Origin of the sequence: Clostridium sp. NSJ-145 (genome assembly GCF_021044725.1) — a bacterium.
In the GTDB taxonomy this organism is placed as follows: domain Bacteria; phylum Bacillota; class Clostridia; order Clostridiales; family Clostridiaceae; genus Clostridium; species Clostridium disporicum_B.
Map to the genome: position 1 here is coordinate 218,041 of NZ_JAJNOS010000003.1, position 20,691 is coordinate 238,731.

General features: G+C 27.5%; 18 protein-coding genes and 1 riboswitch. Of the genes, 4 read left to right on the forward strand and 14 right to left on the reverse strand.

Annotation, left to right across the window (positions count from 1 at the left end):
- From dptF to LQE93_RS04870, 3 genes are all read right to left on the reverse strand, one after another.
- The gene (gene dptF / locus LQE93_RS04860) at positions 1 to 2,427 is read right to left on the reverse strand and encodes a DNA phosphorothioation-dependent restriction protein DptF (protein ID WP_231072271.1); all 2,427 of its coding nucleotides are present in this window, start codon (positions 2,425 to 2,427) and stop codon (positions 1 to 3) included.
- 509 nt (positions 2,428 to 2,936) lie between these two features.
- Positions 2,937 to 5,774: a HelD family protein gene (locus LQE93_RS04865; protein WP_231072272.1), complete on the reverse strand. Its 2,838-nt coding sequence runs from the start codon at positions 5,772 to 5,774 to the stop codon at positions 2,937 to 2,939.
- A 540-nt stretch (positions 5,775 to 6,314) separates the two neighbouring features.
- Positions 6,315 to 7,145: an SDR family oxidoreductase gene (locus tag LQE93_RS04870; RefSeq protein ID WP_231072297.1), complete on the reverse strand. Its 831-nt coding sequence runs from the start codon at positions 7,143 to 7,145 to the stop codon at positions 6,315 to 6,317.
- A gap of 331 nt (positions 7,146 to 7,476) precedes the next feature.
- Between LQE93_RS04870 and LQE93_RS04875 the strand changes: the two genes are divergently transcribed.
- From LQE93_RS04875 to LQE93_RS04885, 3 genes are all read left to right on the forward strand, one after another.
- Positions 7,477 to 7,668 (forward strand): YvrJ family protein, encoded by a 192-nt coding sequence (locus LQE93_RS04875; RefSeq protein WP_055262780.1) that lies wholly within the window; start codon positions 7,477 to 7,479, stop codon positions 7,666 to 7,668.
- Between the two features lie 88 nt (positions 7,669 to 7,756).
- Positions 7,757 to 7,981 carry a DUF1659 domain-containing protein gene (locus LQE93_RS04880; protein ID WP_231072299.1) on the forward strand — a complete coding sequence of 75 codons (225 nt, stop codon included), beginning with the start codon at positions 7,757 to 7,759 and terminating at the stop codon, positions 7,979 to 7,981.
- A 110-nt stretch (positions 7,982 to 8,091) separates the two neighbouring features.
- A complete protein-coding gene (locus LQE93_RS04885) occupies positions 8,092 to 8,307 on the forward strand; it encodes a DUF2922 domain-containing protein (protein WP_231072300.1) in 216 nt (71 codons plus the stop codon).
- A 130-nt stretch (positions 8,308 to 8,437) separates the two neighbouring features.
- Here LQE93_RS04885 and LQE93_RS04890 read toward each other — a convergent pair whose 3' ends face one another.
- The 10 genes from LQE93_RS04890 to LQE93_RS04935 all read right to left on the reverse strand — a co-directional run bounded on the left by LQE93_RS04890 (position 8,438) and on the right by LQE93_RS04935 (position 19,316).
- Positions 8,438 to 9,469: a winged helix-turn-helix domain-containing protein gene (locus LQE93_RS04890; RefSeq protein ID WP_231072302.1), complete on the reverse strand. Its 1,032-nt coding sequence runs from the start codon at positions 9,467 to 9,469 to the stop codon at positions 8,438 to 8,440.
- Between the two features lie 240 nt (positions 9,470 to 9,709).
- Entirely contained in the window at positions 9,710 to 10,270 is a 561-nt protein-coding gene (locus tag LQE93_RS04895; RefSeq protein WP_231072304.1) for a hypothetical protein, read from the reverse strand.
- 15 nt (positions 10,271 to 10,285) lie between these two features.
- Entirely contained in the window at positions 10,286 to 11,191 is a 906-nt protein-coding gene (locus LQE93_RS04900) for a DnaB-like helicase C-terminal domain-containing protein (protein ID WP_331000411.1), read from the reverse strand.
- Positions 11,192 to 11,233: 42 nt separating this feature from the next.
- On the reverse strand, positions 11,234 to 11,611 hold the full coding sequence (locus LQE93_RS04905; RefSeq protein ID WP_231072305.1) for a DnaB-like helicase N-terminal domain-containing protein: 378 nt from the start codon (positions 11,609 to 11,611) through the stop codon (positions 11,234 to 11,236).
- A 197-nt stretch (positions 11,612 to 11,808) separates the two neighbouring features.
- On the reverse strand, positions 11,809 to 12,759 hold the full coding sequence (locus LQE93_RS04910; RefSeq protein ID WP_231072307.1) for a helix-turn-helix transcriptional regulator: 951 nt from the start codon (positions 12,757 to 12,759) through the stop codon (positions 11,809 to 11,811).
- Positions 12,760 to 12,799: 40 nt separating this feature from the next.
- A complete protein-coding gene (locus LQE93_RS04915; protein ID WP_055262764.1) occupies positions 12,800 to 13,342 on the reverse strand; it encodes a DUF2800 domain-containing protein in 543 nt (180 codons plus the stop codon).
- Positions 13,343 to 13,613: 271 nt separating this feature from the next.
- Positions 13,614 to 14,960, reverse strand: a complete 1,347-nt coding sequence (locus tag LQE93_RS04920) for a uracil-xanthine permease family protein (protein WP_186839611.1) — start codon at positions 14,958 to 14,960, stop codon at positions 13,614 to 13,616.
- A 108-nt stretch (positions 14,961 to 15,068) separates the two neighbouring features.
- Positions 15,069 to 15,170: riboswitch (purine riboswitch) on the reverse strand.
- Between the two features lie 528 nt (positions 15,171 to 15,698).
- Positions 15,699 to 16,583: an ROK family protein gene (locus LQE93_RS04925; protein ID WP_231072308.1), complete on the reverse strand. Its 885-nt coding sequence runs from the start codon at positions 16,581 to 16,583 to the stop codon at positions 15,699 to 15,701.
- Complete coding sequence (locus LQE93_RS04930) at positions 16,576 to 17,889, reverse strand: PTS sugar transporter subunit IIC (protein WP_231072314.1); 1,314 nt, start codon at positions 17,887 to 17,889, stop codon at positions 16,576 to 16,578. The genes LQE93_RS04925 and LQE93_RS04930 overlap by 8 nt, the downstream gene beginning before the upstream one ends.
- Positions 17,890 to 17,912: 23 nt before the next feature.
- Positions 17,913 to 19,316 carry a glycoside hydrolase family 1 protein gene (locus tag LQE93_RS04935; protein WP_231072315.1) on the reverse strand — a complete coding sequence of 468 codons (1,404 nt, stop codon included), beginning with the start codon at positions 19,314 to 19,316 and terminating at the stop codon, positions 17,913 to 17,915.
- 164 nt (positions 19,317 to 19,480) lie between these two features.
- Here LQE93_RS04935 and LQE93_RS04940 point away from each other — a divergent pair, with 164 nt between their 5' ends.
- Positions 19,481 to 20,269, forward strand: a complete 789-nt coding sequence (locus LQE93_RS04940; RefSeq protein ID WP_231072317.1) for a MurR/RpiR family transcriptional regulator — start codon at positions 19,481 to 19,483, stop codon at positions 20,267 to 20,269.
- A 278-nt stretch (positions 20,270 to 20,547) separates the two neighbouring features.
- On the opposite strand, the gene LQE93_RS04945 is transcribed toward LQE93_RS04940, so the two are convergent.
- Positions 20,548 to 20,685 (reverse strand): hypothetical protein, encoded by a 138-nt coding sequence (locus LQE93_RS04945; RefSeq protein WP_231072318.1) that lies wholly within the window; start codon positions 20,683 to 20,685, stop codon positions 20,548 to 20,550.
- Positions 20,686 to 20,691: the final 6 nt, after the last annotated feature.

Consider the following 20,691-nt stretch of genomic DNA (forward strand, 5'->3'; position numbering starts at 1 on the left):
CTACATCTCCACAAATCTATACTCATCAAATTCATCATTATACTCAAGTTTATATTTTTTGTTATCTTCTCTATTCTTTTCAGTAAATACTAACTTTTCATCTTGTGAACCTATAGATTCAAGTTTATTAATAAACTCTATAAAATTAATAAAATGATTCTTATCATTCTTATTTGGTCTATATCCATTTACTACTTTATATATTAATTCATATAATTGATAATCTATTTCTACTTCATAAGACTTTTCGCTTTTCTCTGTTTTATATCTTAACTTAATATTTTTCAAGAATTTAACTAATTCCGAGTTACTATTATTAGGTAATCCTGAAACATCAGCTTTAATTTCTAACTCTTCACTAACTTTATATTTGACTTGTTTTTTACCTATAAAGATATTCATATAGTTTTTATCTGCTACACCATTCCATTTAACTATTCCATCTTTTATAGTTGTATAAAGTCCCTTTAGCTTAGATTTCTCACCTTTATTCCAATAATATAAACTTTCTATATAATTATTATAAATATCATCACTTAAAGAGAATACATCTCCCTTTCCGCATAATTCATAACTTCTAATGAAAGTCTTTAGCAATTCATATTTTATGTCACTATATTTAGTGTCTGAAAAATCAATATCATACAAATTATCTAAAAATCCCTTTGGTAGATCTAAATACTCCTTAAAGAAACAACTTATTTCAGTAGAGTTATTGAATTTAATTATAAAATCATCAAGTTTGCTGTTCCTTATATTTAATGGATCAATACCCTTTAACGCTTCAAAAATGAATGATAACTCTTTATGATTAAATAATATATTTGGTATTAGCGACCTAACGTAATCTAATTTATTCATAGAATTAATCTTATTTTTAAATGAAGGTGAATTGACATCTAAATATGTTCTTGAAATAATAGCTTCATACATGAAGTTTAATAATGCTCTTGTAGAAATAAGCATTTTATTCTTAACTATAGCTTTAACTAACAACTGGATAATCTCTTCTTGAACCTCATTCTCGCTAATAAACTCGTAGTTTGCTTTTACAGGACAACAATTGCAGTTTTTACAATCTATACAGTTAGCCTTATACGACTGATAAAACACATTATATTCACTTTTATTAGTTATTTTTTCTAACAACTCTTTTATGTAATCTGATTTAACTTTTCCATCTTTTAATGTATATAAATGATAATCCGTAAAGTCTACGAACTGAAAAGTACTATTCTCACAATATTCATTATCTTCTATTCCAGGTTCAAGTATTTTTTTATCATACACAAATTCTTTTAATTTTGTAAATCTATGCCCATACTCTGAATCTATAAAGTTATTTAATGTTCCAAGATTAATTGCCAAAATGAATTTCTGCTTTGTATTATCAATTTTTTCATCACTAAACTGATCTAAAACTTCATTTAAAGTATCCATCGAAGTCTTATCTGGATCTAAACTCTCAGTAGCATCATTATGTAGTTCAAAGCTTTTCATTATATCAGGCATAGTGTTTTTAAAATATGATATAATATGTGATTTCCCATCACCAACACTACCGCAAACAAGAATTAATTTGCCTTTCTCACTTGTAGCTGATTTTTTAATAATATTCTCTAGCTCTCTTTGTACATCTCTTTCTATATGCATATACTTCTTAAAGTCACTAAAAGTATTCAATCCTTCTACTGCTTCTTTAGATGATTCCTTAAGTCTTGCTAGTTCCTGAATAAGACAATTCTTGCTTAGCTTTTCAATTACAGTCTTAGCCTCTATTTTTACATTTGAGTATTCTATATTATTTATTTCTTTCGCATCTATCTTATTATCAACAACTTCATTATTTATATTTTCTTTATCATCATCTTCCCTATCATTCCTTCTAGAAATTGCAACCTCACTTACTACTTCTTTTGTATGATTAGTAGATTTAATTAAATCATCAACTTTCCCCATTAGTTTTTGTAGAAAACTACTCTCAATCTTATCTTCTTTATTTCCATTCATTGGTAATGGATTTTTATAGACTGGAGCTTCAAAATTAAAATCTATATAAGTTTCTATAAACCATGATACAATCTTATAAATATATTTATGTACTTTTAAAGCCAACACAAGTTCATCTTCTACTTCTTCATGTGCTGCTTGATTTCCTATAACTCTAATTTGATAAAAATATCTATTAGTTTCTTTATCTATTAAATCTGCATATGTTAATTCTTTAATTCTATCAGCTAATGTATATGTATTTAACTTGTCCATCTTTTCAATCTTTGCAATTTCTTTTGTTAAACATTCTATAAAAACTCTAGCTTTTAATATAACACTATGTGGTGCAGTAAAAACTAATCTATCAATATCTTTTGATAAACTATATAATTCTTTATAATCTTTTTCTAAATACTCAAAAATATCTCTTTTCAATTTTTATACATTCCTTTCAGAGAACTTGACAATATTCTAAATATCATTTCATAATAATATTATTTTATTAATATTATAACATATATGTATTAAATTTTACATCTTGTCCAACTGTAATTATTTACGGTTTCTCTACTAGCTAAACTTTAACTACCTTTTTAATAATTATTTTAAACTTATAAATTTTATACCTCCAACCGTAATAAAGTAGGAGGTATTATTTTAAATTATAGCTTTATATTACTATTTAAATCCTAATTCTATTTTTTCACTTAAATTTCTATCTTTTATCCACTCTAAAATATCCTTATACAAATCAAATTTTGTTGTAGTTGTACTACTAGCTTAAGAATTATTATATATTCTAATTAATCCTAAAGATTATTACAAAATTTAATATATCTTACTATCAATTAGAGTAATTACTATTGTGTACCATTTATTATTTAATATATAAAATTAAACCACACATTAAAATGTGTGGTTTTTACAACATATTAGGTAAAGCTTTACTTATAACTAGCTAACTCACTAGAATCTTTTGCTATACAATATCTTACTTTAGAAACAAATTTAATAAAATTATCTTGATTTAATCGTAATAAAACTAAAGAAATAGTTGAACTGCTTACCCCTATAGCATCAGCCATATCTTTACAAGTTTTAAATTTTGCAACTTTATCTAAATTATTTATAATGTAATCTGCAACATCTATTTGCTTTCCATATAATTTTTTAACTTTAGTATTGATTTCACCTATCAATTCCTTACAATTAGCTCCAATTATAATTTCACCATCAGGACTTCCACTTTCTATATCATTTAATATACTTTCGCTGATTAAAGGAGTATTAAAATTATTTCTATTTCTATTAGTATTACTATTTTTTAATAATATATCATTATTTTCATTTCTACTATTAGGATTCTCCGATAATATGACTCCCTCATTATAAAAAAATTCATCAATGTCTTCTAAACCTGTTAACTTAATTGGTATCTGTAAAAGTTTTGTATTATCTTGTATTGAATAAATATAATCTTTGTATTCATCCTTTAAATTACCATACACTTTTTCAAGATTATTAATTATGGCATCTTTAATATCACTAAATAGTTTATCAGTAGAAAACTTCTTCTTACCATCCCATAAGTTATCATCTATTGAAGTAATAAAACAATTTCTATTTTCAATATATATATCTAACTCATGTAAAGCTCTGGTTGCAGAAACATACAAAAGCCTTCTATCACTCTCATTATCTAAATACTTATCACCTTCTGCAATAATAACATAATCAAATTCTAATCCTTTACTCAACCTTGCAGATAGTAGATTCACACCTTTTTTATATTCACAATATTCATTTTCAATTAAATTAATATTAATATCTTTAACTTCTTCCTTTATAGTTTCATAATATTTTTTTACAGAATCTGTCTCTTTAAATATTACTCCTATATTTTTCTTGACATTACTTCTATCTTTGATATTTTTAATTATCTCTTTTATGGTTAATTCATAATTCATATTAAAATATACTTTTGGCTTACAAGTTTCCCTATTAAAAGATTGGGGAATATATTTATTATTAATGAAGTATGGTTTAAGTATTTCATTTGAAAAATAAGTGATAGAGTTAGAATTTCTAAAGCTCTTATTTAAGCTGTATACTTCAAAATATGTGTATTTTCTAAACATATCATTTATCTCATCAATACTAATCATGTCTTTTCCAGTATCAATTCTCTGATTGAAATCTCCTACAAGAGTAAATGAATTTGTTAATTTCTCGATAATTGCTATCTCTATGTAGCTCATATCCTGACATTCATCAATTACTATATGCCGATATTTTTTATCTATATCGTTTATCTTTAAAGAAAGATATGTCAGAGGTATATAGTCAATTGCTTCAAACAGTTTAATGTTCCTATTAAGCAATTCCTTCTCCTCATTTTCAAAAAATATATATTTACAAAGTAAATTTATATTTTCCTTTTCTATAAACAAATTTTTATATAAATCAAAAGTATTAACTGTTTTTAATCCTCTTATATAACTACTTATAATTAGTAAAGCTTCTTTTCTAATTCTCGTACATCTGGTTTTCTCCTCTTCTTTTGAAAGCTCTAACACATCATTATAAATAGTATAATTGTTGTTATACTTCAAAAATTTTTTTCTATTATTCTCATATTTTTGCTTAATTGTATTAATATAATCATCAACTTTTTTATATAGATACTTTTCAATATATTCTTTAAACTTTTCTATTCTTACATTTAATTTGTATGTCGCAAATTCCTTTTTCCAAATAGAAAGTATTTCATCATATAAAACTAACTGTAAATCATCTATTTCTATACTTTCCTTTGGTATATAATTATCTATTGTATATTCTACACCCCTATCTAATAGGCTTTTAAATTTCTTTCCTGTTAATATCTTATTTAACTTAGCATTTTCTTGATCAAATCTTATATTTCTGTTAGGTAAATTAATTCCTAAAATTTCTTGAGCAAACTCAAAAAAAGTTTTTTGAGTAGCATTAAAATCTGTTCCAAGTTCAAATAAAATATCAGATGTGTATCCTTGAAATATCTTATTAGGTGAAATTACTAACATATCTTCACTATTAAGATTATAATTATAAGCTAAGTAAGCTAATCTATGGAAAGCTACTGAACTTTTACCACTTCCAGCACATCCATGAACTAAAATATTTTTTTCTATTGGAAGCCTTATTATTCTATTCTGATCTCTTTTAATAGTTTCTAATATTACTCCTAATTTATCAGTTTCACTTTTTTCAAGTTTTTCAGTTATTAATTTATCTTCATCTGTTTCACTTAAAGAAATCTCTTTATAGCTAAACACATCAGTAACACATTGGTTTGTTATTGCTATTTTTCTTTTGTCTGTTATATTTCCACTTAAATATAAGTCTTTTTCAGTTTTTTTATTCTTATAATGATATTGAAATTTGCCACAATTAAATCTTTCATATACATCAGCTATAGGTTCTGCCCAACTAACAATAATTGCCTTGTTATCTAGTATGAAACTTTTTCTTCCAATATAAATACTTGCAGATTCATTATCCTCAACATAATCAATGTCTAACCTACCATAGTAAGGATTTTTTAATATATCTTTCAATCTTATATTTTCATTTAAAATTCTACTGTAAGAAAGTTCATCTACTTTTCTTTCTTCAATAATAATATCTCGTTCATATGAGTTTATTATGTCTGTATTTTTATTTATTTCTTTATTAATTAAGCCAATATTATATTCAAGAATATTGTTTTCTTCACTAATTAATGACTTTTTATCTAGCATATTTCTCGCCTCTTTACTTTTAAATATATATTACATAATATTTAAACTTCTTATTTTACTTATTATTATGGATACTCTTACAAATTTATTTTTATGCAATGATTAGAAAGCTTATTTTTTAATTGTAGAAATATACCTTTTATTGTTATTTATTTTGCATATTTAAAGGATTCAATGATACAGTTGATAAAGTCAATAATATGATTAAATGTTTGAATTAGCACTAAAAAACTCTAGGTGAGATTGAACTGTTCCCTATCAAGTAGACATAATAAATAATATAAAATTATGCTGCTAAATTGTGGCTTATATATTTAATTTTTATTATTTTAATCTTAATAAAATTAAAACTATGTACTTATTAATTTTTTAATAAATACATAGCTTATTCCATTACTAATTTATTTAATTTCTACATGTTAGTTTTAGTTTTTTTATATTCTTATAATTTTTAATTACAATACAATCTTAGTACTTAGCAGCTATTGTAACTATGTTTTTTATCTTAATCGCCACATTATCTTTACTTAACTTCTTTCTCTATTCTTCTGGCTTTAATGGTCCATAGAAGTATGATGCAGTAGCTCCTCCATCAATTAGGAAATCAGCCCCTGTTATAAATGCTCCTTTAGGGTTCATTAATAATTCTGCTACATTTGCAACTTCATCTGCAGTGCCTGGACGTCCTGCTGGGCATTTAGCAAACATATTTTTGTAAAAATCGCCTCTTGGCCCATTGAATTCATCAATAGCTAATGGTGTTACAATAATTCCTGGAGAGATTGAATTAATACGTGCACCTCTTTTTCCCCATTTTACTGATTCAGCCATTACACGCTTTTGATTACAGCGTTTAGCCATCTGATAAGCATGTAGTGTATCTTTGATATTTTCTTTTTGAAGCACTTCTAAATCAAGTAGTCTTTCAGTTGGAGTTGTAGCAAGCTGTTCATCAACTTCAGCGCTTAAAGCTGGCATTCTATGTCCTGACTGACTAGAAATAGTAACACCGACTCCACCTTTCTTAATAACTTTTCCTACTTCTTCTAATAATACAGCAGTTCCATATAAATCTATTTTAAAAATGTCTTCTATTGATGCCTGGCTCGGTGAAACCCCTGCGCCATTAACTAACATAGAAATTTCTCCGTATTTTTCTGCTTCTCTAATTAAATCTAAAATTGACTCCCTAGAAGATAAATCCATCTCAAATGCTACCGTATCAAACCCTGCATCATTCATAATCTTTGATATCGTATTTGCATTCTGGGGATTTTTATCTCCAATAATTATTTTCATTCCATAACCAATTCTTCTTGCTATTGCCATACTAATTTGACCTGCACCAGTCATAATCATTACATCTTTCATAAATTTTCTCCTTCAATTATTTTAATATCTACTTTAAAATAATTTTACTTCTTTGAGTTAACTCAAAGTCAATATATTTTTATGATCGTTTTCATAAAATATTTCAACTCATATATTTACTTTTTATTAAATATTAAATTTACAGTTACTTATGTTCTTATCTTTGAAAAGCCAAAAGTTAAGTGTATTTTTATTATACTTATCATCATTTACGAGTATTTTATTTTAAAGTATAACTTATTATTACTACTAAGTATATAAAACTTTCTATCTCCTTCATATTTAATAAGTAGACATACTTCTAAACTCTAAATCTAAAGGAGGTTTATTTATGGAGATTAATGAATTACTAAACTTGATTGCTAATGTTGGTTTTCCTGTTGCCATTAGTGCTTATTTATTAGTAAGGCTTGAAAAGCAAATAATGAACTTAACTTACTCTATTAACAAGCTAAATACTATAGTTTCAACTAAGCTTGGCATTGTAATAGATAATGATGAAATAACAAAAAAAATTTCTTAAAAATCATAAAAAAACTTAATAAAAACAGTAAAACTTTTATATTACATCATATTTATTAAGTGAAGAAACAAAAAAGGGGGAATGCTAAATGGCAGCCAATAAAGAATTACAAAAAGTATCATTAGCTTTTAAGCTTGAAAATGGAACTGACGAAGAAGGAAACACAGTTTATAAAACGAAATCTTTTGCTAACGTTAAAGGAAAGGCTTCTGCTGAAGCTATCTTTGCTGTTGCAGAAGGTATTAAGACAGTTCTTAAAAATGACGCTGTAGCTTACTACTTAAATGAAACGTCACTAATACAAAGTAACTAATTTTCAAACAACTGGAGCTTATGTGCTTATAAATAAAATACCTATTCACATAGGTATAAGCTCTACAAAACAAATTTAAATTTTAAGTATCGCTTAGGGGGGAACAAATTATGGAATATACTTTATCAATGACTTTTTTAACTGAAACAGATGATAAGTACACTTTATCAATATCAGGTGTTAGACAAAATCTTAACTCTCAGGAAGTATCTGACTTAATGGATATCATCTTAGAAAATGATATTTTTATAAGTAAAAAAGGAGCTATAGCTTCCAAGTATGCAGCTAAGGTAACTGAAAGACAAATCACTAAATTTACCCTTTAACTTTTTTAAAAAGGTCCATCTAATCTTTATGGTTAGGTGGGCCTTTTTCTATTATCTCTAAAAAAGACAGTAGAGATTTGTGTAAAAAAATCTCTACTGTCTTTTTAATACTAAAGGTTTATATTATTACTTAGCACTCTAATCTATACCCATACCCTGGAACTGATTTTATGCATGTTAACCCTAGCTCTCTTCTTATTTTACTTATATGTGCATCAACTGTTCTATCATTAACGTCATCTGTATACCAAACATATTGTATAATCTGTTCTCTACTTATGATATTGCCTTTATTGTATACAAGTATCTTCAGTATTTCCATTTGCTTTTTACCTAATCTTATTCTTTCTCCTTTTTTTGTTATTATTTTCTGAGTGAAATCTACTATAAGATTATCATATCTCCATACACCACTTATTAATTCACACAACTTTTCATATGTAGTACCATTATCATCATCGTTTTCTGTAATATTGTTTACTTCAGTATTATCTTCTTTTTCAATATTGCTATTTATATAATTGTATTTTTCTTCTTCATAATAATTGTTTCTATTATCAATCCTTTCAAAGTTATCAAAATATTTTACTTTATCAAAAGGAATTCTTAATAATTCCACTTTATTATTCTCTTTCTCCTTTGTACATCTAAGATCGTATCTTTCGCTCATCATACAGCTCACATCTACAAAGTCTTCATTTTCAGCTGAATGTATTATAAGCATATTTTCATCACAAACTTCTCTAAGCCATTGACATTCATTATTGATTCCTGAATTTATTTCTATTGAAATTCCAAATACTGTTTCTGCAAAGCTTTTAATTTCTTTCAAACTGTTTGCTAGTTTATTTAGTGGCCCATTAATATTATCAATATAATAAAATTCCTCAGCTATAATATCGTTTATTCTAAAAAAGCTATTAATATTACACTCTCTATTTTGCATAACCTTTTGAGAAGCAACAAAGTAACCACACACACTTTGTATAGAAGCAGTAAAATCTTCTTCTATTATTGAAATACCATACTTCCAATATTGTAATTCTTCTGTAGGAACCTCATCATAAAATATAAAATTATTAAATAATTCATGTTCTGTAATCTCTTTAAGTATATTGGTTATTTCCCCTCTAATCCTTTTAAACTCTCTACCACATAACAACTTTTATTCCCCCAATTCAACACCTTCTCGTCAAACGTACGTTCTTTATTAATATTATACATAATTTCCAATAATATTTAAATACTTTTCTAGAAAATATGTTCGATTTATTATTTTGTATGTTTTTTAGTTTTATCCTTATCATCATTTACGAGTATTTTATTTTAGATTATAAACACTTCTTTGTATAGAAAAGGAAGTATTATTAGTTACTTCCCCTTGTGATTTATATTTTTACTATTAATTATACATTTTCTTATTTTTTCTACTGTGAAAATAGTATTTCTCTTTATCATAGTCCATATATAGGTTTAATAAGAAGTTTTCCATAATGATATTTTTAACACCGTTGGCCTCTTTTTCTACATTTTTTATTTTTTCAATAACCTTTGGCTCTAAATATTCTTTAACCTCAAAACTATTGCTTATATATAATGGAACATACCAAGCTAACACCTTGTATATATTTCTATAAATAGTAAGTGATGTTTCAAACTCTCCTTCCACTTCGTCATGTATTACTCTATTTCCAAGATATCTTATAGTATGAAAAGCTTTTATAACCTCTTCTTCTAGTAGTCTTTCTCTTTCTAATAGATAAATTCTGTCTTTCTGACTTATCTCTTCATTTTCTTTAATATTTTCAGCTGCTATAATATTTCTTGCTATCCTTTCTGCCATAGTCCTACCTTTTAAGATAACTGTATATGAATCTATAAATAGCATTTCTTCAAAATTATTTATAATTTCTGCTAGGTATTTGTCTTTTTCTTTTATTATTTCTGCCATTTCACTAAACATAAACTATCCTCCTATTTAAAAATTTGTTACTCTTGAATATCTTCCGTTCCATTTTAAAGCACAGGTTCCTCTGTCTCCATGTCTATTTTTTATTAATATTGCATTTATACATTCTGGATTTTCATCTGCATTTTTTGATGAGTATTTCAATTTTCCCTTTTTAAATAAAGCATCTCTATACATCTTATCGTCAAGCTTAATATTTCTATAAAGAGCTATAACCTGATCGCTATCTTGCTCAATTCTAGCACTATCTTGAATATCACTAGAATCAATCTTTTCTATAGCCATATCTCCACCTTTTTTATCGACAACTCTATTTGCCTGAGCCATCAGCACTATGCATATGTCTTCTTCCATAGCTAGAGTTTTAAGCATTCCACTTATTTTCCCAAGCTTATTTGTCATAATATCTTTATCGCTAAAATCTATATATTTATTTATATAATCAACAAAAACTACATCTAAAGAATTTTGAAGCTTGTACACTTTAATTTCATTTATAAACTTATTGAAATCTGTTTCTGTTGATACATAAAAGCTGCTATTAAGAAGCTTTGTCATATATTTTGTTATGTTTTCCTTATCTGTATTATTAATTGAATCATCATCTATAGATTTACTAGATATAGACAAATGACTAGCTGCCATTCTATTAAAGACTTGATTTCTTGTCATCTCTGCACTACCATAAAAGACCTTGGCATTATTTTTAATCATATTTGCAGCAAGCTGAAGTGAAAATGTTGTTTTACCCACTCCACTTCTTGCAAATACAGTAATAAGCCTACCTTTTTGGAAGTTACCTAAATATTTATCAAGATGTATGAAGTCACTTTTTATACCATTATTTCTCTCTGAGTTATATAGCCAATTTACATAATCATCAAACTGAGTTGCAATATCTAACTCCTTTTTAATCTCACACTTATGAACCTTAACCTTTACACTTTCAAGTTCACCTTAAATATCCTCAAGTGCCATATCACCATTTAACTTATTCATCATTTCAACATAAAGATGCTTTTTATAATTTTTAATAAGTAACTCAAGCTTTGTATTAAAGCCACTATCACTACCATTACATGTATAAATATCAGAAATATAAGATGCTCCATCCATATTCCTAATTTCAGCGCTATGATATTGAATAAAAGTAACTAAATCCACTTCCATCTTATTATTTACCATATCCAATATACCTAAATAAATCTTCATATGCTTATCATACAAAAACATCTCCGGCTTTATACTATCCCTAGCCTTTATAATAAGCTCATTATTCCTAAACATAGAGCAAAGTATCTCCTGCTCCAATACTACCTGATTATTATCCAACATAAACTCTCCCCCTAATTATCATATTATCTTTGTCCCTGAAAACCCTAACCTTGCTACAGATAACCTTTCACCATGTCCAAGCCATCCTTTCACCTTGCCGTAGGCAACCTTTCACCTTTACGCTAGCAAACCTTTCCCCTCACCGCAGGTGACCTTTCTCCTTTGCGCCAGCAAACTTTTCTCCTCGACGCAGTCGACTAATCAATATATTTTTCTATATCAAAATCTCCTCCATAGAGCTCCTCATCTTCATATTTATCTTTATAACTTAACCATATATCTCCCGTATCAATAAACCTCTTCATTCCATTTGGTCTACTAAGAAAATTAACAATCTTCCAAGGATGATTATAATAATGATTACTATGATAAACCTTACTGTAATTTTCTATAGCTTGTACAATCTGATCCTCTAAATAGATTTTAGATGCTGTATTTATTGCATCTGTAATTTTAGGATTTATATGTGGCTCTTTATTTATATTAATTTTATTCCAAGTATTAAATATATTTATATATAATTTATTATTTATATTATTATTTATATAACTATTTATATTATCATCTTTATCTCTATCTGACAGACTATTTTCAGAATTGTATACCCCTGTCAAACTGTCTATTTTACTTGATTTAGTCCCCATTCTACTCTCATAACAATTACACTTTTCTATAGATTCACTAAGTATTTTTTTATTACTTTCTTCTATTGGGTCATTACTTTTTGTATATATCTTTTCAGCCTTAGGTACTATTTGACCATTACTTTTTGTACATACCTTTTCGACCATAGGTTCTATTTGCGCATTACTTTCTGTACATACCTTTTCGGCCATAGGTGCCATTTGATCATTACTTATATCTTCATTATTTTTAAATATTAAGCCTTCTTTTACAAAACTATAGTTAGTTGCTTTTCCTATAGTTTTTTCGGTAGATATATATCCTTTATCTACTAAAGCTTTTAAAATTGACTGAACCTTTGAGATTCTTGTTATACCAAATACATTGGATAATTCTCTTAAGGTAACTTTTATTATGTTATCTCCATCATTATCATAATATTTAAGAGTTAAAATCATGTATCTTTCATCTTTATTTAAGTTTTTATCATTAAATATAGTGCTTATTAAATTCTCATCCTTCATATCTCTATTTATTTTCCTTTCAATTATTTTAAAGCTTTTATCATATTAAGTTATATTCACATTGGTGCAAAAGGCTCATTATATTTGTTTCGTATATAGATGCTGTCATTAAGTTTGGCTGAATTATTGTAAGTCTTATCTTGTCATTTGTAATACTAGTTAAGAACTTGTCTATAGTAGCTAAGCCAAGTAGTTTAATATCTATATCCTGCGAAGAATTAATAAAGTCATAATCAAAGGATTTTATATCAATTACTTCAATGCTATCTTTACTCATTAAAATTACATCTGCATTAACTTCAGTTACAACTCCATCACAATGTAACTCTAACTTTTCATTAAGTAATACCTTGACATCCTCACCTTCTAGCTCCATGTTTTCAACTTCCTTCAAAACCGCTTTAAAGGCAATTTTAGATAATGTTTCTGAAAAATCAGTTAACTCATAATCAGTAGTAAGATCAATTAATTCTTCCTCATATTCATCATTTTTTATAAAACCAAAATTCTTCTTTAGCTTTAAAACTGTTAAATCCTTTACAATTTTCTCATTTTCTCGTAAATTTACATTATTATTAACCATAAATCCTCCATTTCAAATTAAATGCTACATTAAGCTCTAATTTATTTTCTTTTATTTCCTATATTTTAATTATAGAAAATGAATGTTGCATAAATATGAAGTTTCATGCTAACTTATCGACAGAATTTACTACAAAAAATAATAAAAAAAGCTATCTCGCAACTAATTTTTAAAGTTAGTTGCGAGATAGCTCCTATTTTTATGTACTTTTATTTAATAAATTCTAATAAAGATTTTCATTTAAGAATATTCTTATTACTTAAATATACTATTATACTGCAATCTTTTCGTTTTTAGTTTCTTCAATTTCTTCTTTATCTTCTCTTAAAACTAAATTTAAGATTAAAGCTACAATTGTACCTGTAGATATTCCTGATGCAAATATCATTTTTAATGCCTCTGGTAATTGTTCAATAAATTCTGGTCTAAATGTAACTCCAAGACCTAATCCAATTGCTGTAGCTATAATTAATAAATTACGTTCTGTTAACTTTACTCTACTTAAAGTCTTTATCCCAGCTGCTGCAACTGTACCAAACATAACAATTCCAACTCCTCCAAGTACAGGTTGTGGAATGCTATTGATTAATGCTGCTAATTTAGGTAAGAACCCTAAACAAACAAGTATTGCACCTGCTGCTACTGCCACATAACGGCTAGCTACTTTTGTTAAGCTTATTAGACCTACATTTTGGCTAAAAGATGTATTAGGGAAAGATCCTAGAAGTCCACCAATTATGCTACCAATACCATCAGCTAACACACCTGATCCTACTCTTTTTTCATTCATTTCTACTTGTGAAGTCTCACCAACAGCCTTTAAGCATCCAACTGTTTCAATAGTAGTTACAAAATAAGCAGGTAAAAACGCAATAAGAGCCTTTAAGTCAAACTGTACTCCATATTCAAATATTTTAGGGAAAGATAACCATCCTGCTTCTCTTATTGGAGCAAAATCAACTAATCCAAAAGGTATACAAATTATATATCCAACAACCATCCCAATTAAGATAGAGGCACTGCTTAATAATCCTTTTCCGTAATGATTTAAAGCTAGTGTAATTATTAGTACTGCTATAGCAATTGATATATTTAACATGCTACCATACTCTGCTGAACCTGAACCACCTGCAGCCCAATCAATAGATACAGGTAATAATGTTAAACCAATTAAACAAACAACTGTCCCTGTAACTAATGGTGGGAAAAGTTTCATTAATGGTTTTATAAAAAAGCTTAGAATTATTTCAAAAAACGCACCTAAAATTGTTGCACCAATTATTCCTGGTAATCCTAAAACTGACCCTACTGATATAGATGGTGAAACAAAGGTAAAATCTGTTCCCATTATACAAGCTACCTTAGAACCTGCTCTACCTACTCCCTTTGCCTGAATAATAGTAGCTAGTCCAGAAGCTAATATTGTAGCACTTATTAAAGTAGTTGTTGTCTTTCCATCAAATCCCAATGCTCCTGCTATTACTAATGGAACTACAACTATACCTCCAAAAGCTGCAAAAATATGTTGTAAACCAAATAATATCTTTTTACTTAAAGACGGATTATCATCTACTTCATAAGTTAATTTAATTTTCGTCTCTAGATTTTGTGAATTCATCATCTTGTCATTCCCTTCTTTTGTTATTAATAAAAACGTACTGCCTGTACAACAAAAAGCACCCCATAATAATATGAGGTGCTATAATAATGCTTATAATAAATTACAAACCTTCTTATATCCCCTCGTAGTCTGCTATTTTACGGCTAGCAGGTAGAAACTTTCCAACCTTATTATGGATTTTATACGAGTTAATACACAAATAATATCACGAACATTTTATAAAATCAACTATTTTTTGTACGCATTATTTTTTCTTATGTATCTATCTTTTAAAAATAAAAGATAAGTGTAACAAATAAAAAATGCACGGTGAATAATATACTATATGTACATTTTTCGCAAATATTAATTTTTCTCTTTCTTTAAGCCTCAAGTAATTTTCTAAAATACCCTAGGTAATAAAAAATTCTCTTATATGTCCTAATTAGCTAGGATAATATATTTCAAGAATTTATTTTATAACAATAATCTCTTTATTATATTTTAAATTCTAATTATTAGATTTAGCAATCATATATTCTGCAGGTGTTATATGTTCTATTTATCCTTATATCACAGATCATACTTAGTAATTCTCTACACTTTTAATATCTAATTTTTACCAACTAAATAAATCCCTCATAGATTCTCTTAATCTGTGAGGGATTTATTACTATTCATATAGCTTGTACCTGGTAATTCTCCGAACCTTTAAGTATCCAACTTACCTAACCTGAAGATACTATTTTCTTAATTTTACTTATTTAAGTAGTTATATAATGCTCCTAATAAATTGGAATCATTTCTATACTTGCATGGCATAATATCAGCCATCGGCATTTTAAAAAACGGATTTGAAGCATATACTTTTTTAACTTCTTCCCTTAATATATCTATAAGCATGCTCTCTTCACTAATTCCTCCGCCAATAACAAATCTTTCTGGATCAAGAATTACTTGAAGATTATACATATGAAATGCAAGCTTTTTACAATAATTTCTTACTCCTTCTAGAGCTTCATTATTGCCTTCTCTAATTAAGTTAAATATCTCTATACCATTTAAATTTTCTTTATTGCTAGTTTTATAAACTTCAGTAGATAATCCATTTTTTCCACTAATTGCTCCTAAATAATTAGCAAAACTATTCATATCATTAATATTGCATTTGGAAAAAGAAAGTTCCCCAGCAGAAAAATGTTTGCCGTTTAGTATCTTACCATCAACTACTATTCCTCCACCTACACCTGTTCCTAAAATTAAAGCAACACCATCATTAATTCCTTTTAAGTTGCCATTCCAAACTTCAGCTAAAGTTGCACATTTTGCATCATTAGCAATATTTACTGGCCTATTAACAACTTCTTCTAACTCCTTAGCAAATTCACATTCACTAATATACTCTAAGGCTCCTCCGCTAACTGCATATCCATTTTTACTATCAATTACTCCAGGCATTGAAATAGCAATACCTTCAATATCATAGTATTTATCTTTTAAATATTTTATTTCATTAAATAAAGTTATTTTTGAATCTAGAGGAGTTGGTATTTTTCCTTTTTCAATAAATTCTCCTTCTTTATTCATTAGAGCATATTTAATAAAAGTTCCACCTATATCTAATACTAATATATTATTCATTTACTAATTCCATAGTTTCTGAATTATTTGCTGTACTAGCTCTTTCTAATTCTAAGGCTTGTTTATCTGCCATTTTAAAGAATGGGTAGTATACTACTATAGACATTAGTACAATTGCTACTTCTAATATTGCCCCTTGTACACTTCCATTTATAATTCCTCTAAATATTATAGGAACATAAGATACTCCCATCATTCCAATTGGAGCTGGGACAATTCCAAGTACAACTATTGCAACATAAGCCATACCAACTGCTAATAATGGTGCTAAAATAAATGGAATTATAAACATTGGATTTAACATTAATGGCATACTAAATACCATTGGCTCATTTATATTAAAAATTCCACATGGTAAGAATAATTTACCCATAGTTTTATTTTGTTTAGACTTAGAGAAAAATACCAATAATATAGCTAATCCTAATGTACATCCACATCCACCTATTGTTGTATAATCAAAGAATGCTACGTTTATAACATTAGGAACAGTTCCTGTTGCTGTATAGGCTGCAACATTTTCTGCATACATTATCATCCATAACGGGAATATAACTCCTAAAACAGTCATACTTCCATGAATACCAAAGAACCATAATATTTGACATAATACTACCATTATAACCATTGAAATCATGTTTCCTGCTAATCCTTGTAATGGAGCTTGCAATAAAGCGTATATGCTTGTAAATATGTTTCCATAACTAGTTAGTGAGAATAAAAAGTTTACAAATATAAATACTACTGCAATGCAAAGAGCTGGAATTATGTTTGTAAATGAACTAGCTACATTGTACGGTACACCTTCTGGTAACTTTATTGATATATCTTTCTTTACAATCCAATCATAAATACTTGGAACTAATGCTCCACATATAAGCCCTACAAACATTCCTTGAGAACCTAAGTAAGTAAATTCAAAGAAATTAGTTCCTGCTTCTGTTGTTCCAAAAGGCATCAATATAAAGAATGATAATAAACATAATAATCCAATCATTCCTGATTCTTTTTCATAACCTTTGCTACTTGCAAAACTCTTACCCACAGAGAAAACTATATATATTGAAACAATCTCTGTAGTCATTAACGTACCTACTTTTAATAATCTTTCAAGTCCTGTACTTGCTAAAAAAGCTTTATATGGATCAATAGGTAAATTAGTTAATATGCTAAATACTGCACCTACCATCATCATTGGTAAAATTCCCATCATCCCACCACTTAATGATTTCATAAACTTATTATTTGAAAGCTTTGTTGAAAATGGTAAAATAGTTTTTTCTAAAAACACTTGTATTTTATTCATTTTATTCTCCCCTTTATTTAAATTTAAATTTCTACACCTTTAGTTTCTATTTGTTTCTTGTACCAATAGAAAGATTTTTTCTTATATCTATCTAATGTTCCAAGACTTCCTTCTTGTCTATCTACATAAACTAAACCATATCTCTTTTTAAATCCTTGAGATCCACTTAATAAATCTATAAATGACCAGACGTGATATCCCATTACATCAATACCTTCTGATAATGCTTCCTTTATTGCATGAAGATGTTCTTCTATATATTTAATTCTTACATCATCATTAATAGTTCCATCTACTAACTCCTCTTCTTGAGGGTAACCGTTTTCTGTAATCATAATAGGTAATCTATATCTATCATTTAGTCTTCTTAAAGATATTTTTAAACCGTTTGGATCGTAAGAACCTCTTAACCATTCTGTAGTCTTAATAATTGGATTATTTATTATAGTGTAGTTTTCTGTATTAAAGAATGCTAAATCTGCATTTGGATCAACTTCCCCTGGTTTTTTAACTGTAACACTAGCATAATAGTTTAATCCAATAAAATCAGGCTTGTCTGCTTTTAATAATCTTTCTTGTTCTTCAGTGATTTCTGGATAAGCATCATTTTCTATTAAATAAGCTTTTGTTGAGCTTGGGAACTCACCTCTTACACTTAAATCTAAAACTAAGTAACTTAAAAATTCTTCTGCATCCATGGCAGCAATAACATCTTCTGAACAGCAGCTTAATGGATAACATACTTGGAAAGCTGATGATGGTCCAATCTTACCACCTTCTACTAATTCATGGCATAAAATAAAAGCTCTCTTTTCTGCTAAAGACATATTTAAACATGCTTCCATATTTAACTTAAGCATTTCTTTTTCAGATATATTTTTACCTTTTCCAAGAAGCATCGCTGTATTCATAACCATCATCATTTGCTCATTTATCGATATCCACTTTTTAACTCGGTCTCCGTATCTTTCAAATAAAGTTCTAGAAAACATCTCAAAAGCATCTATCATATTTGGATTTAACCACCCATTATACTTCTGTTCTAATGCTAATGGAATATCAAAATGATATATTGTTCCTATTGGTTCGATTCCACTTTTTATTAGCTCATTTATTAAATTATCATAAAACTCTAAACCCTTTTCATTTGGAGTTTCATCATCACCATTTGGAAATATTCTTGCCCATGAAAAAGAAAAACGATATGATTTAAGTCCTGCTTCTTTCATTAAAGCTACATCTTCCTTATACCTATGATAATGATCACTTGCAACTTTTGAATCACTTATTCCTTCTGGCACTGGTCTTGCATCCATAACTGAAAGCCCTTTACCATCAGCATCATATCCACCTTCTACTTGGAATGCGCTAGTTGCTGCTCCCCATAAAAAGTTTTTAGGAAATTCATTTATAGTTTTTATTTTCATTCATCTCACGCTCCTTGACTTAAATATATCAAATAAACACTGATTTTTAACCTTCAGCTATTGAAATACTTTTTAGTTTCAGAAAACATTTTCAGATTCTGAAAAAAACTATTGCGATGAATTAATTTTTTATTTAATATTATTTGTAGAAAGGATGTGAATTTATGGATATAATTTTACATAGACTTATGGTTTATATGACTAAATCACCTAAAAGTGATACTTTTCATCAATTAGCTAATAATATGATTCAAAATATAGACAAGCTTCCTGGACTCGGAATCGAAGATATGGCTGAATTATGTTTCGTTTCTACTTCAACATTAAGCAGATTTTGTCGCAAACTAGGCTATAAAAACTTTAATAGCTTTAAAGATACCTTTGATACCTCTTATGGATTTGAAATAGATTATGAACCAAATTATATAAGCTCAAATAAGCCACTTAATGAGCTTATTGATATACGCCATGAAGAAAATATGTCTTCTCTTGCAAATATACATGACAATATTGATATAAATACACTAAAAGAGCTGTGTGTACTTATACATGATAATAAACAAGTTTCATTTTTAGGTCATACAAACTATGAATTCTTAGCTATGTATCTACAAACTAGGTTAGGTTTATTTAAGAAAATAGTTTATACACATTTAGATGTTTATGAACAAGGCGATGCAGTAAAAAATATGACAAAAGATGACCTAGCAATTATTATTTCTCCAAGAGGTGAAAATGTAATTCGCAACCTTATAAATCCATTATATAAACAAGGTGTTAAAACTGTATTAATCACACAAAATCCTCATCCATCATATAAAGATAAGTTTAACTTATTTATCAATATAGGTGGTACAAGCCGTAATAATCTTGGCATGATGTCAATGTTATACTATATAGATTTAATTGTATTAACTTATTACTCACTTTATAAAGATGAACTTATAGTATAATAGCCATACTATAAGTTCATCTTTATCCTTTTTTACTTCTATAAACATGTAACATATTTTCCTATACTCGCTACTATTTTACCTATACCTAAAAAGATTTTATCTTATTTCTACAACCTAAAATCCAATCTGATTTGAGTGAGACAGAATCACACTCTTAACAATCTCTTCTTTTCATTTTCCTTAATTACACTATGAGGTATAGCAATCTTTAATACATCTAAGGCACAATGTTTTCCTTTAACTCCATGAGTAAATACTTTATTATATTTGATAAATTAAATTGCTACATCTTCAATTTTACTGTATTTATCAATTACCTCTTTGTATTTAGTATTAATTAGTTCACTATCACTTTCTAAATCTTTTACAATACCAAGTTCATCACCTTCATCTGCTAGAGATCTATTCCCCATATAAAT